Consider the following 13,584-nt stretch of genomic DNA (forward strand, 5'->3'; position numbering starts at 1 on the left):
TCCATTGCCTGTTCAGTATCACTGATGTGCATTGCCACCTGCCAGCGGCAATGCATTTCTCTGTAATCCGACAGATGCAGGGCTGATACCAGTCAGCGGGAGTATTCCTCAGCCAGTGGTCTGTCGTGCTGTGCATCATCCGGATGTACCGGCGCGGTACGGTGAATCTCATTCACGCGCTCACGCACACCAGACCAGCCCGCCACCAGCAGAACGGCCAGCAGCGGTATCGACGCGATGGTGTACGTGCCGTCCGGATAGTCAAACGCCATCAGCACCAGCACGCCGAACAAAAACAGCAGCGTCAGCCAGGAAGTCACCGGTGCGCCGGGCAGCTTAAAGCTGATATCCGCCGCCTTACCTTCCTTAATGGCCTGACGCAGACGCAGCTGGCATACCACGATAAAGGCCCAGGAGGAGATAATCCCGAGTGAGGCCACGTTCAGTACAATCTCAAAAACCTGCGACGGCACCAGATAGTTCAGGAACACTCCCACCACATAAACTGCCAGCGTTGCCAGAATCCCCGCATACGGTACATGCTGTTTACTCATTTTCGACATGAGCTTTGGCGCCGACCCGCCCATTGACATCGAGCGCAGAATACGACCGGTAGAGTAAAGACCGGAGTTCAGACTGGATAATGCTGCGGTCAGCACCACCAGGTCCATGATGCTGCCGATATACGGCACCCCGAGCTTAGAAAAGAACGTCACAAACGGGCTCTGACCTGCCTGATATGCCGTCCACGGCAGCAGCAGAACCAGCAGCATCACCGACCCAAAATAGAACAGACCGATACGCCAGATAACGCCGTTGATGGCTTTGGGGACTGTCTTTCCCGGGTTCTCACATTCTCCGGCCGCCGTGCCCACCAGTTCAACCGCCGCAAAAGCAAACACCACGCCCTGCACAAGCACCAGCGCAGGCAGAAGACCATGCGGGAACAGTCCGCCGTTGTCAGTTATCAGATGAAACCCGGTGGCATGACCGTCCAGCGGCTTCCCGCTACCCAGAAACACCGTCCCCACAATCAGAAACGCCACAATCGCCAGCACTTTGACCAGCGCGAACCAGAACTCCATTTCAGCGAACCACTTCACACCGACCAGATTCATGGTGCCGACAATCGCCAGCGCCCCCAGTGCAAACACCCACTGCGGCACGCCGCCAAACGCGCCCCAGTAATGCATATACAGCGCCACGGCGGTGATATCGACAATGCCGGTCATCGCCCAGTTAATGAAATACATCCAGCCTGCCACAAAGGCGGCTTTTTCGCCGAGGAACTCGCGGGCATACGAGACAAAACTGCCGCTGGTTGGCCGGTGCAGTACCAGCTCGCCCAGCGCGCGCAGGATAAAGAACGAGAATATCCCGCAGACCAGATACACCAGCGCGAGTGCCGGACCAGCCACCTGCAGACGTGCCCCGGCACCAAGGAATAAGCCGGTGCCAATTGCACCGCCAATGGCAATCATCTGTACCTGGCGGTTATTCATGGCTTTGTGATAGCCGTCATCATGAGCATTGAGCCAGCGGCGTTTTTCTGCGTGATGGTCTTCTGAAGTTTTATGCTTTCCTGTCATTACGTTATCTGTCTGATTTTTTCTTTCTGGTTGAATGTCTGAGCCTGAACGCACTGTTTACCGCGAACGGTCAGCCAGTGGCCTTATACCGCGCCACATTGTTTTGCTGTTGTGGTGAGATGCGCGGCGGCGATTCAGAAACGCCGCAAAATGTAAACGACGGCGAGTGAACGAGCTCGCCGGTATTGGTATCGCTTTTTAGCGGGAGGGTACCGGTTGTCAAAGAACGAACCCTGTACACCCGTCAGCATAAAAGGCTCAGTGGAGACTCTTCACGGGACGGGGAGACCATCAACCGATGAGATCACAAATTTAACATTCAGGGGATAACCTGGAGGTGGGCGTCCGGGAGCCGAAACATCCGTTCCGGCCCTCTTTTCTTTACACTTAACACAAATCGCGTTTATCTGATCCGCATGTCATTCTCAACGGCCTGTACACCGCTGACTTTTTGCGTAACGGCCACGGCTCTGTTCACCGCATCCGGTGACGAGACAAACCCACTGAGCTGGACACGGCCTTTAAAGGTCTCCACGCTTATCTCTGTTGATTTGAGAGATTTTTCTGCCAGCAGTGCGGCTTTGACTTTCGTGGTGATCACCGTGTCATCAATATAACCTCCGGTACCTTCCTTTTTAGCGCCTGGCGCACAACCGGCCAGCAGTGCCGAAAGAATTACCGACAGGCAAAAAGTGTTAACGACGTTAATACGACCCATTGGGTTCTCTCCTTGTATGATAAATGGAGCCATAGTTCAGTAATCAGCAGTCTGAAGCAGTGCCTCGCATGTGGCTCCGGCTAGGGGGTGATAACGTGACCGGTACTGCGATCCAGGCAACGGCGGGTATCCGGCTCCCAGTACGCATTCACGTTCGCACTTTTATCGCAACGGTCACGATCATCAAACGCGGCATCGGTTTTATCCCACTCTTTTTCAGCCCGTTTGTTCACTTTCTGGCGTAACGCACGGGTATCATTCCACTGCTCTTTTTCCATAGCAGCCTGCTGACGACTGAGCGCATTATCACCCGATTCAATCGTCAGCCTGCTGGTTTCAGCCTGTGCTGATGCCGTAAACATCACCACACCGGACAGCATGGCGGCCAGATAAATACGCTTACCGAATCTCATGTCCATCACCTCTTAATAATTGTCGGCCATCATTACGGCAGTGTCGTCACCGGGTCAGATATGCCAGACAGGCAACCTGTCACGCTCAAGAGCAGGGAGCAAAAAAGCATGACCTCCACGAAGGGAGCCAACAACGCCCCTGCTGACGAATTGATATTCAGAACAGGAGACTGGCTACGGCGGAGGTGGTACTTTCAGGGGTACCCCCTTTCGCTGTGTAAAAGAGGATGAAAGTACCACCATTGAATCAGGTACAGCGCAAACCACCCGTTATACGCTGTACCCGGTCTGAAAACCGGCATGGAAAACAGACACAGAAAAGTGTCGAAACGGTAGCCCGAAATGTCAATGGCAGGCGTCGTCAGGGCGAGGAGCGCTCACTGGAAATTATCGCCCCCGGTAACCAGCGGTATATCTCCAGGCCACAGAGTCCCCCAGAATGACCTTACGGCTTACGGGATCTAGCCACGTGGTGTTTACTCTGGGGCTTTGCTTTAACGAATGACCTGGCTGTTGATACGCCAGCAGGTCCACCGTCCCGGTCCATCGCCAACAGCCGCTGTTTCAGCGATGTAAATGGGGCTGTAGTCGTTTTTCATAATCATCCCGACAGTCTGCATCACAAAAATGCACGTCCTTCAGGGGAGCGCAGCAATTGTGGCACAGCCCGGTCAGCGGCAGCGACGCCCGGATTCTGCTGTGAAGCAGCTGTGCCAGTCTCATCTGTTCGGCCTGGCTGGCCTGATCCACTTCATCCATTACTCATTCCTTAACATTGAAATCTGGCATCCAGATCACTGCCCTGGCTGCGCATACCCGCCCAGGACAAACCACAACAGCAGAACCACAGCCGCCACAAAAATGGCAACGGGAAACAACCATCCGTTTTTCATATCAATCTCCACACAAGGAACAGTACCAGGCCGATACATCCCGGAATTAACCCGCGACGACGGGCCCGGGTCTGCCTGACCATGTCCGAATGCCGCCTCTGCGTAAGTGCCGTGTTATCCAGCGGCTCAACGCTGGTGATAATCCAGACCATTAAAAAGCATCCCGCGCAGACCAGCCCCGGCTTCAGTTTTGCAGCAAAGGCATTATCCACAGCGTTCAGCCCCTTCTGTCGGTCTGAAAAAACGCAATGATCAAATGGTATCCGAAAAATGCATCGCACCGGTTCGCTTACGGTGTACCGGTCAGTGACTGCGAGTAATAGCCGATCTGCCCTTTCGCCGCGCACATCCGGTGGTCAAAGGGTAACGTCAGCGCTCCCCCGCTCAGACCCAGTGAAACAAACGCTGGCCGGATACCGTTGCCGCTGCCAGACGCATCGCCGGATACCCAGCCCTGCAGTATCTGCAGCCCGCAGTCTGCCTGTACAATTACCGGCGGCAGCACCAGGGAGAGTACGTATCGCATCGGCACATACTCCGTGATAATGCTCCCGGCAGGCTCCATCAGGAACTGAAAAAAAAGCGCAACACAAAACAATCCCTGTGTCGCGCGCGATATAAAATGAGGGGGAGTTATCCCCAAAATAACAAATGAAGCAGTGGCATATAACAACCCTATTAGCACAACGGGTACCCCGGCAAGTCAACCCGGACAACTGTCCTGTGCCCCCGCGCCTGGACACCGTTAATCACCCGCGCACGAAAACGGCGCTCATGGTCGTCACGGCAGTCGGCATCACAGAAACATCCTTCGTCCAGACGTTCCGCGCAGTTATGGCACTCACCTGTGAACGCCAGCACCGGACGCAGTCTGCCGTTCAGCAGACGGGCCATCCGCGCTATTTCCTCTTCCTGAGCCAGATCCACAATATCCATCCCCCCTCCTTTGTTAAAAAACTACCAGAGCATATTTTTCAGAACGGGCGCACTACCATGACTGTGATATGACACACAAAATGCTGGATAATGAGCACCACACAGGTCAGACCGTTTGAGATTTGTCGTTATTCCGGCAAAAAAATCGGCCAACAAGTGACCGATTTGCATCCGGGAGGATATTAAATCAGAACTGGTAAACCAGACCGGTAGCCACCACGTTATCCGTCGGAACACCAGTATCGCGGGTGAACTGGCTGTCGTCGATCAGGTTGATTTTGTAGTCAACGTAGGTGGACATGTTCTTGTTGAAGAAGTACGTGGCACCCAGGTCGATGTAGCTCAGCAAATCCTGGTCACCGTAGCCCTCAATATCCTTGCCACGAGAGTGCAGGTACGCGATAGAAGGACGCAGGCCAAAGTCTGTCTGGTACTGGGCAACCACTTCAAAGTTTTTCGCCTCATTGGCAAAACCGTTAGTATGGTCGCCGTCGTTGCGGCCAAAGCGGGTGGCGTTGTAGCTCTGGGTGTACTGGGTCGCCAGGTAGATGTTGTTGGCATCGTACTTCAGGCCGCCGGTATAGGTGGTGGCCTTGTCACCGTTGCCAAAATCCAGACGGTTCTGATCGTCCGTGCGTTTCGAGCTGGCGATGGCGGTACCGACGCTGAAGCCTTCACCAATATCGTAGGTCAGGGAGCCGCCGAAGCCGTCGCCGTTCTGGTTCATGGCGTCACGACCGTTATTGGTCGGCCCGGTGCCTTCGCCCTTCACGCTGCCGTTTTTCCCCTGGTACTGCAGGGCCAGATTCAGGCCGTCAACCAGACCGAAGAAATCGTTGTTACGGTAAGTGGCCACGCCGTTAGCGCGCTGCTGCAGGAAGTTATCCGCCCCGTAGGTGTCGCCGCCGAACTCCGGCAGCACGTCGGTCCAGGAGGTCACATCGTAGACCACGCCGTAGTTACGGCCATAGTCGAAAGAGCCCCACTGACCAAACTTCAGGCCGGCAAAGCCCAGACGGGTCCAGGACTGGGAATTGTCACTGTCACCTTCAGTGTTATTTGCCTGCACGTTGTATTCCCACTGACCGTAGCCGGTCAGTTGGTCGTTCACCTGAGTTTCCCCCTTGAACCCCAGACGCACATAACTCTGATCGCCGTCCTGGCTCTTGTCATCAGAGAAGTAATGCAGACCGTCAACCTTGCCGTACAGATCCAGCTTGTTGCCGTCCTTGTTATAAATTTCAGCTGCGTGTGCAGCGCCTGCGGCCAGCATTACTGGCACCAGCAGGGAAAGCGTTTTTAATTTCATTAAGATAGCCTCTGCTTTGATTTATATCACGGGAACGGAGCACAATACGGAGAGATGAATTCACCGTATCTGTTCCGGATATGCCACATGCATATCGGGAGCACGTTCACAACGGGTGTCCCCGAAAATCAACACGCGGCATAACATATTCAGGGAGTGTCTGGCTGTGACAACGGGGCCCGGTGCCAGCGCTCACACAGGCTGGCCCGGGATTCATGCCAGTGCTGCTGGCGTGGATTGCGGGTGACTTCTGCGGCCATCCTCCACCATCGGGCAGCTTCACCATAGTTGCCTTCCCGTTCCAGTCCTGCGGCGGTTTCTGCCCTGGCGGAAACGTTCTGCATGTCAGGGGTTCCGCCGTCCGACTGACGTTCAGTAGTATGTGATGTCATGATGATGTTCTTATCCAGGTGATCGTGATGGTACAAGTACCGGGGATCCTCACACCGGGTGGCGATGTCGTGCAAAAAAAATCGTTACAGGTTATTCCTGACGGAGGAGCAGAGCGTCGCGGAGATGGCGATTCGTCGCCAATGACGATTCAGTAAGGGCGACTGGAGGGAAAATAGCTCTTGTATTCGATAACCGCGGATGCAAACCGATAAGGAAACGATCTCAGTTCGGCCCAGAACAATTCGCTAACCATGTCGTGTTTTTTCGTCTGTGATGTGCTCACTTCAACGCATCGACGGTGATTCGGGACAGGGGCTGATAAGCCTTGTGGCATTGACGCTGTCGTTGCTACGGTCAGACAACTAAACCCCTCGATCAAAAAGGTTATCAATGATGAGTAACATTCCGTTTAAGTGCCCTGGCTGCAACCACGATCTTACCGTACACAGCGGGACAGAAATCAGCGATGTCAACGATGCTGCCGGAATCACTTGCGTTCATTGCAGCAGAATTGTCAACAAAGAGGATATCATTCAGCAGGCCCGTGACCATGCTGCGGTTCTTGTCAGAACTCTTCTCGGGGAGCGCTGCAGATAAACGCTGAATCCGGAAGCGAAAACCACTGCTTACGGTATATCATCTCACATACAGACAACAAAACTTCGGCAGATTATTGTGGTTTTGGCATGAATCAGGGGACGTCTGGTCATTGTCGCCAGCCCTCTCTTCCCCGTCATACGGTCAGGGTCTGAAATCTGACCTGCCAGATAGCCAAAAGTCCATTCATTAACATTGACCTGAAAAGGATTGCGGTGCAGGGTGCCATGCTGTTTGCGCCCCTGCACGCTCTTGATCAACATGGAGTTCGCGTCAAATGCTGGATGAGTTGATCCACGGCGGGAAATGACAGTGACTGAACTGCATAACAGACTCCCGTTCGTCTTGAGAGTGGGTGTCCAGGCAGGGCTCTGGTCACGACCTGCGAATGTTCACGTGCCAGTGACGCCGGCACAATAGCAACCCCAAGTCCCTGCGTGACAAGTCTGAGCGCCAGAGAATACGTCCCGGCATTTGCTGCCGGTGAGTTTGCCGTAGCTCCATAAACCGGGAGCAGACGCTGGTGTGATGTCAGCTCAGGACACATGATCCAGCACAGACCATGAAGATCCGTTTCGGTCACCGTCGTTTTCTCTGTCAGCGGGTGATTGACCGGGAGAGCCAGGAGAAACGGCTCGGTATGCAATGGTAAGAACAGCTCATCTTCGCAACGCAGTTCCTCACAGCCAAAACGAATATCCCCCGTACAGCCTGGCTCCAGCATCACCAGCAAACAGAATTCCGGATCCCGGATGTGCTGCAGAAAAGCGTTTATCTGACTGTCTGCAATGTCATGCTCGATACCGATGTTAAGGGGCTGTCGGCGTCTCTCCCTTCTGAAGCTCCGGGTTAATGTATCCAGTTCAGCCACCATACGCCGGGCATGCGGGTAAAGGATCCTTGCATCCTGCGTCACCTCCACACCGCGTGGCTGGCGCAGAAATAACAGTGTCCCGAGATCGTCTTCAAGCATTTTAATGGTGGCTGACAAGGCGGGCTGCGTGAGGCAAAGCCGACGGGCTGCACCAGTAATATTTCGCTCCTCGAAAACAGCGATGAAAGCATGAAGCTGGCGATAATCCATAATATTTAATGATGCCTGCGAGAAGAAAAAACCATTTTAAAGCCTGAAATGGATGAATTACAGTCCCTCCGTCGCTTTAGCTATCATTTTTAATTATGTGGAGTTCAGCATGCAATATGAAAAGAAACCCCTGATTGTTATCACTGGTGCCAGCTCCGGTATCGGCCTTGCTACCGCCCAACTGTTATCGGCAGAAGGGCATCCCCTTTTGCTGATCGCCCGCCGTAGTGAACCAATGAAAGCGCTAAACCTGCCTGATACGCTCTGTAAGTCCGTGGACGTTACTGACAGAGATGCATTGATTCTGGCGGTCAGAGACGCTGAGGCGCGTTTCGGTCCGTCGGACGCACTGATTAATAATGCCGGTGTGATGCTGCTCGGCAATATGACCACGCAAAACCCTGAAGAATGGGAGCGCATGCTGGATATCAATGTCAAAGGCGTGCTGAACGGTGTGCATGCCGTAGCGGCGGGTATGGTGAGCCGCAAACGTGGCACCATTATCAATATCAGCTCGGTGGCAGGGCGTAAAACGTTTCCGAACCATGTTGCTTATGTGGGGACGAAATTTGCTGTGCACGGTATTTCCGAGAATCTCCGTGAAGAACTGGCTCCACACGGCGTCAGGGTTATCACCATTGCGCCGGGGGCCGTTGAAACGGCATTGTTGAGTCATACCACGGACGAAGAAATCAAGTCTGGTTATCAGGCCTGGAAAGAGGATATGGGTGGTATTGTGCTTTCTGCTGAGGATGTGGCTAATACCATTCGCTTTGCTTACCTGCAGCCTCAAAACGTCTGTATCCGCGAAATTGTGCTGGCAGCGACCAGACAGCAGGCTTAAAAGGCTGCGTTTCTGTCCCAATGAAAACAAATCACGCCACGAACAGGTAATTCGTTAACGAAATCACAGGGGCAGTTGCGGAAACTGCCCCTCAGACCTAATGGGCTGGTGTGGCAATGAAATCAGCGGTAGCCTGATAAACCTGTGCAGTTTGCTGCGGCACCAGATTTTCAAGCATCAGAAATGCATGTACCATCCCCGGGAAGTGGATATGCCTGACCGGCACTCCGGCGCTTTTCAGTCGGGCAACAAAAGCAAAATCCTCATCACGTAATGGATCCAGACCGCCACTAAAAATAAGTGTGGGCGGAAACGCCCGCGTGACTGATCTGTACAACGGTGAAAGCGACGCTCTGTCTTCACCATGCTGAAAATACTGACTGAAGTACCAGGCCACTTTGCTTTTATCAAGCAATTTACCCTGCCCATTTTCATCAGCGGAAGGCCAGGACAACGTGTAATCCAGGCTGGGATAAATCAGCACCAGGCGGGAGATAAAGCCCGGGTGTTCAGTCTGTAAATCGCCGGCAAGCGTGGCGCTGAATGCCCCACCTCCGCTGTCTCCGGCCAGAGTCAGTTGCGGTTTCCAGGGAACATGGTTCTGATCCAGTACAGCGTAAACCTGCATCAGGACATCACGCGCATCGTGAAGTCCCTCCGGATAGGGGGACTCCGGCGCCCGCCGATAGTCCACTGCCACGACGGTATTACCGGTTGCAGCCGCCAGATGACGGGCTATCGGGTCGTAAACATCCACCGAACCACTCAGATGCCCCCCACCATGAATGAAGAAAATCACCCCGGTTGCTATATCCGGATGCGGGTTGTAGATCCGTACCGGAATTTTTCGTCCCGGCACCGCGACATCCACATTGATAATTCGGGCTATGGATTGTTTATCCGTCACGTACTTTTGGGTCAGCGCAGTCAACGCATCACGGCTGTCGAGCGTATTATACTCGGGGTTATTGCTGTTTTTGGGTAGCGATGATAACAGCGTCGCCAGGGGGGCCGGAGGCGACAACGTCAGCGGGCCATTTTCTTTCTCCCACATCTGTTGATACTGTTTCTCCATTGTGCCGAGGGTATCGCGGGTTACCTGAGCAGATACTGCCCAGGCCCCATGACAACAGGAAGCCACCAGCACCAGGGCTGAGAGCAAACTGCGTTGCATGGTTTTTCTCATCAGCGCATTCCCCATCCGTGGCTGACCGTAATTGACTGTCCGGTGAGCGCCATGGAAGGAAATGTCACCAGAAAACGTACTGTTTCGGCAATATCCGCCTCCGATGTAAACTGCCCGTCAACGGTTTCCGCCAGCATAATATTTTTGACGACATCCTCTTCGCTGATACCCAGCTCACGGGCCTGCTCAGGGATCTGCTTTTTAACCAGCGGCGTATCAACAAAGCCCGGGCAAACTACATGCGAGCGAACGTGATGAACAGCCCCCTCCTTCGCGACCACCTTAGCCAGCCCCATCAGCCCATGTTTGGCGGTCACATACGCCGCCTTCAGCCGGGAGGCTTCATGGGAATGCACAGAGCCAATATAAATGACCGTCCCCCCTTGCGGGTTTTTGTACATATGTTTCAGTGCTGCCCGGGTGGTCAGAAATGCCCCGTCAAGATGAACAGCCATCATCTTCCGCCAGTCAGCAAACGGGTATTCATCCAGGGGACTGACAATCTGGATCCCGGCATTAGATACCAGAATATCAAGACTGCCATAACGATTCACCAGCGCGTCGGTTCCCGCCTGAGTCTGCTGCTCGTCCGAGACATCCATGCCAACGGCAATCGCTTCACCGCCAGCCAGTTGTATTTCCCGGACCACCTCTTCGGCTGAGGCCAGACTGAGGTCAGCAATACCGACCGATGCCCCTTCGGAAGCCATCAATAACGCAACCTCTCTGCCAAGGCCACTTCCAGCCCCGGTAATCAGTGCTGTTTTACCCGATAAACTTTTCATGCTTTTCCCCGTTAATCGTCTTGTATCACCACGGTGGTGTCATGAACGAATGTATAAACGGCAACGGACATGAGGAAAATGAAAAATGGGCATAGTTCTGATGCACTACAGGCATTAAATATGGGGTAAAAATCGGCAGATATCGCATACGGTGACTAGCGCGCGCACTCAACAACATTAACCCGTGACACCCGTTCTCGCTGTCTCTACAGGTGCCTGCATCGCCAGTACCTGTGCTTTCAACTGGTTAAAGGGCGTCGTGAAGGTTCCCCGGTCAATACGGCTGAGAATAATTGGCGTGATACTCGTTACGCCGTTACGATCTGTGCCAGTAACCGTCAGCCATGCGTCGCTGAGCATTTCGCTTACCGCCTGCTGAACATTCTCAATAAGTTGTACGTCGCGTATAGCCCCCAGCGTATCGTGATTGAGCAGTAGCACCATTTTGCACTGTGCCGCACTGGACGACTCCCACACCCAGCGTAACAGCGTCGGCGGTGTACTCCTGCGCTCCTGTTGGCGCTCCCATGAATATTCGCCAATCCGCTGCCAGACTTCGGTGTGAAAACGCAGAATCAATGACCGGTGATCGGCCATGCTGTCACGGTACGGCAATCCCAGTGTAAAGCTGAACGCCGCCAGTCGCGGGTAATGGTCTACGGCCTGTTGTAAAAACGCGCGTGTATTCGCCTTATCCGAAGCGTTACCGGCGGTTGGCACGGGTGAATAGTAATTCATAATGTATTGTTCTCAACGTTATGCCAGCAAGGGGCAGAGGAGTAATTTACAGAGGTGTGGAAGATTTAAATGACCGGGTATGGCTGGTTAGAAGCGGTCCCGCATCTCAGGACAAATGCTCACTCACTCGCTTTTGGTGGACGATTTGCTTTATCCTGTTGAAGATAAAACCCTGATTAGCCGTGTGAGCGATAATAATGAATAACGTCAATAATTACCCTGTTGAGGCGTTTCCGCCTTTTTTACGCGATGCAATAACCGCGTTTCATGAAGACACACAAATCCCTGTTGAGATGATCGGCAGTACAGTTCTGGCGGCTTTTGCTCTGGCCCTGCAACCTCTGATTGACGTTGCCTCTCCTTTCGGAAATAAAAAGCCGGAACCCTGCTCCCTGTATTTTCTGGTACTGGCAAAATCGGGCGAAGGAAAGAGTCCGGTTCGCGAATGCATCATGGAACCCTTCGAGAGTTTTGCGGCAGAGATGCATGCTGAATATGAAGCCCTGTTTGATATTTATAAAAAAGACTATGCTATCTGGTCTTCAAAAGAAAAAGCACTCAACCGTAGTTTTCAGAAAGCCGCTAAACATGGCGGAGACAGTGACATTGAGGAATTATTGCTTCGCGAACACCAGGCCGCAGAGCCAACAAAACCCAGAGCATTTGAAATGTTCTATGAAGATGCCACACCCGAGGGGATTATTCAGGGGTTAAAAGAATACCCTTACGCCGGGGTATTCGCTGATGAAGCGATTACCTTTTTTACCGGCCACCTGAAAAACAATCTGGGCCTGATTAACAAAATCTGGAAAAATGAACCCCTTTCGCTCTCCCGGAAAAAAGACGGTAATATCCGACTCAATGCATACCTGACCTTTTTACTCATGGTGCAACCTGAGATATTTGACGAGTATTTAGAGAAGCATGGCAGGCGGGCTGTTTCCAGTGGATTTCTGGCCCGGTTTCTTTTTACGCATACGGCGAGCACTATCGGACAACGGAAAATAAACTTACATCAGGAGAAATCGAAAAGTGCTTTTGAGTCCCTTCACAGAGGTTTTAACCGTATCCTTCAGGAGCAAAAGAAACACTTTTATGATAATACAGATACTAAAAAGACGTTAGCACTGTCTGACAATGCTAAAAGGTTATTTGAAGATAAGATAAGTCACTATCAGTCACTCATTGGTGAGAATCAGCCCCTGGAGCATATCGCGGAATTTGTATCTAAAGCAGGCAGTCATGCAATACGCATTGCTGCGTTATTTAGCTTCAGTTCAAAAGAAGGTATCCCTGAAAGTACACTGCAGGATGCCTTTGCTCTTACTGAATGGCATCTTAACCAGGCCGACAGGTATTTTTACGTGCTGAGCGAACAGTATCAGTTACAGCAGGATGTGTATGAGTTATTTGACTGGATAAAAAACAGATTTAATAACCCAAAAGGAAAAATGAAAGGTGTCGTCAATCAGTTTGGTGGCATTCAGGATGTGGACCTTAATCCGTGGCAGCCTTTTTCGAAAAATGAACTGGAGACTCACGGCCCGGCAAGACTGCGAAAAATTGAACGTTTAACGCCGGTACTGAATCAGCTTATCCAGCTTGGGCTGATTGTCACTATATGCTACCCACCACAACGTGCACTTTATATCGCGGTAGCTCAAGAAGGTGCATATAATTATATTTACCCACTTAACCCTTTCTTCACGACCTTTAATCTTGTTGACTACAAAAATAATGCCACACCACCACTGAGTGGTTATGATCCTACCAGACTGCAATGGCAATGATTGTTGCGATTATGTTACATAATGACGTAAGGGTAGTATGCGCGGTCAATCTGGCAGACGCGGCATCACTTACCGTCAGAAGTCAGTCTCAAAAGAGATTAGACTTCTCTCTTATACATGCTAAAGCTGCTAAAATTTACTTTTTTAGCAGCCTTAGCTGCATGGCAAGAAAAATGACACGATAAAATAGTACGAACTTCACTCAATGGTAAACTGTGATAATTCCAGTCCGCCTTGCCTTCAGTGCTCGTACACTATGTCGAAATGTTAAATAATTGTTAATTTAAATCACAAAAAGATCATTAACTT

The 13,584-nt window shown here is 52.1% G+C and carries 17 protein-coding genes; 4 read left to right on the forward strand and 13 right to left on the reverse strand.

The features are described 5' to 3' along the window. Nucleotides 1-92: 92 nt before the first annotated feature. From ansP to GYRE_RS24520, 9 genes are all read right to left on the reverse strand, one after another. Complete coding sequence (gene ansP, locus GYRE_RS12690) at nt 93-1,589, reverse strand: L-asparagine permease (RefSeq protein WP_038255700.1); 1,497 nt, start codon at nt 1,587-1,589, stop codon at nt 93-95. Between the two features lie 403 nt (nt 1,590-1,992). Beyond that, nucleotides 1,993-2,307: a BON domain-containing protein gene (locus tag GYRE_RS12695; protein ID WP_038255702.1), complete on the reverse strand. Its 315-nt coding sequence runs from the start codon at nt 2,305-2,307 to the stop codon at nt 1,993-1,995. A gap of 80 nt (nt 2,308-2,387) precedes the next feature. After that, a complete protein-coding gene (locus tag GYRE_RS12700) occupies nt 2,388-2,726 on the reverse strand; it encodes a DUF1283 family protein (RefSeq protein WP_038255704.1) in 339 nt (112 codons plus the stop codon). Between the two features lie 558 nt (nt 2,727-3,284). Continuing rightward, on the reverse strand, nt 3,285-3,479 hold the full coding sequence (locus GYRE_RS12705) for a hypothetical protein (RefSeq protein ID WP_038255706.1): 195 nt from the start codon (nt 3,477-3,479) through the stop codon (nt 3,285-3,287). Between the two features lie 35 nt (nt 3,480-3,514). Then, complete coding sequence (locus GYRE_RS24515; protein ID WP_146748706.1) at nt 3,515-3,613, reverse strand: YoaK family small membrane protein; 99 nt, start codon at nt 3,611-3,613, stop codon at nt 3,515-3,517. A gap of 289 nt (nt 3,614-3,902) precedes the next feature. Continuing rightward, a complete protein-coding gene (locus GYRE_RS12710) occupies nt 3,903-4,139 on the reverse strand; it encodes a hypothetical protein (RefSeq protein ID WP_146748707.1) in 237 nt (78 codons plus the stop codon). A 152-nt stretch (nt 4,140-4,291) separates the two neighbouring features. Further along, a complete protein-coding gene (locus GYRE_RS12715; protein WP_051860961.1) occupies nt 4,292-4,549 on the reverse strand; it encodes a hypothetical protein in 258 nt (85 codons plus the stop codon). A gap of 187 nt (nt 4,550-4,736) precedes the next feature. Next, complete coding sequence (gene ompC / locus GYRE_RS12720) at nt 4,737-5,858, reverse strand: porin OmpC (protein WP_038255711.1); 1,122 nt, start codon at nt 5,856-5,858, stop codon at nt 4,737-4,739. A 149-nt stretch (nt 5,859-6,007) separates the two neighbouring features. Next, complete coding sequence (locus tag GYRE_RS24520) at nt 6,008-6,250, reverse strand: ANR family transcriptional regulator (RefSeq protein WP_146748708.1); 243 nt, start codon at nt 6,248-6,250, stop codon at nt 6,008-6,010. Between the two features lie 27 nt (nt 6,251-6,277). On the opposite strand from GYRE_RS24520, the gene GYRE_RS25125 reads away from it, so the two are divergent. Continuing rightward, nucleotides 6,278-6,406, forward strand: coding sequence for a hypothetical protein (locus GYRE_RS25125; protein ID WP_258522000.1), 129 nt, complete (start codon nt 6,278-6,280; stop codon nt 6,404-6,406). Nucleotides 6,407-6,644: 238 nt separating this feature from the next. Beyond that, nucleotides 6,645-6,848, forward strand: a complete 204-nt coding sequence (locus GYRE_RS25305) for an ECs_2282 family putative zinc-binding protein (protein ID WP_418657816.1) — start codon at nt 6,645-6,647, stop codon at nt 6,846-6,848. 256 nt (nt 6,849-7,104) lie between these two features. Here GYRE_RS25305 and GYRE_RS12730 read toward each other — a convergent pair whose 3' ends face one another. Then, nucleotides 7,105-7,932 (reverse strand): LysR family transcriptional regulator, encoded by an 828-nt coding sequence (locus GYRE_RS12730; protein WP_038255715.1) that lies wholly within the window; start codon nt 7,930-7,932, stop codon nt 7,105-7,107. A gap of 109 nt (nt 7,933-8,041) precedes the next feature. Here GYRE_RS12730 and GYRE_RS12735 point away from each other — a divergent pair, with 109 nt between their 5' ends. Continuing rightward, a complete protein-coding gene (locus tag GYRE_RS12735; protein ID WP_038255717.1) occupies nt 8,042-8,776 on the forward strand; it encodes an SDR family oxidoreductase in 735 nt (244 codons plus the stop codon). A 97-nt stretch (nt 8,777-8,873) separates the two neighbouring features. Here GYRE_RS12735 and GYRE_RS12740 read toward each other — a convergent pair whose 3' ends face one another. The 3 genes from GYRE_RS12740 to GYRE_RS12750 all read right to left on the reverse strand — a co-directional run bounded on the left by GYRE_RS12740 (nt 8,874) and on the right by GYRE_RS12750 (nt 11,485). After that, the gene (locus GYRE_RS12740; RefSeq protein ID WP_169741881.1) at nt 8,874-9,950 is read right to left on the reverse strand and encodes an alpha/beta hydrolase; all 1,077 of its coding nucleotides are present in this window, start codon (nt 9,948-9,950) and stop codon (nt 8,874-8,876) included. A gap of 11 nt (nt 9,951-9,961) precedes the next feature. Continuing rightward, nucleotides 9,962-10,747 carry a 3-hydroxybutyrate dehydrogenase gene (locus tag GYRE_RS12745; RefSeq protein ID WP_038255719.1) on the reverse strand — a complete coding sequence of 262 codons (786 nt, stop codon included), beginning with the start codon at nt 10,745-10,747 and terminating at the stop codon, nt 9,962-9,964. A gap of 177 nt (nt 10,748-10,924) precedes the next feature. Next, nucleotides 10,925-11,485: a YagK/YfjJ domain-containing protein gene (locus GYRE_RS12750; protein ID WP_038255722.1), complete on the reverse strand. Its 561-nt coding sequence runs from the start codon at nt 11,483-11,485 to the stop codon at nt 10,925-10,927. Nucleotides 11,486-11,682: 197 nt separating this feature from the next. Here GYRE_RS12750 and GYRE_RS12755 point away from each other — a divergent pair, with 197 nt between their 5' ends. Continuing rightward, the gene (locus GYRE_RS12755; protein ID WP_038255724.1) at nt 11,683-13,275 is read left to right on the forward strand and encodes a YfjI family protein; all 1,593 of its coding nucleotides are present in this window, start codon (nt 11,683-11,685) and stop codon (nt 13,273-13,275) included. Nucleotides 13,276-13,584: the final 309 nt, after the last annotated feature.

Origin of the sequence: Yokenella regensburgei ATCC 49455, from assembly GCF_000735455.1 — a bacterium.
GTDB classification, from domain to species: domain Bacteria; phylum Pseudomonadota; class Gammaproteobacteria; order Enterobacterales; family Enterobacteriaceae; genus Yokenella; species Yokenella regensburgei.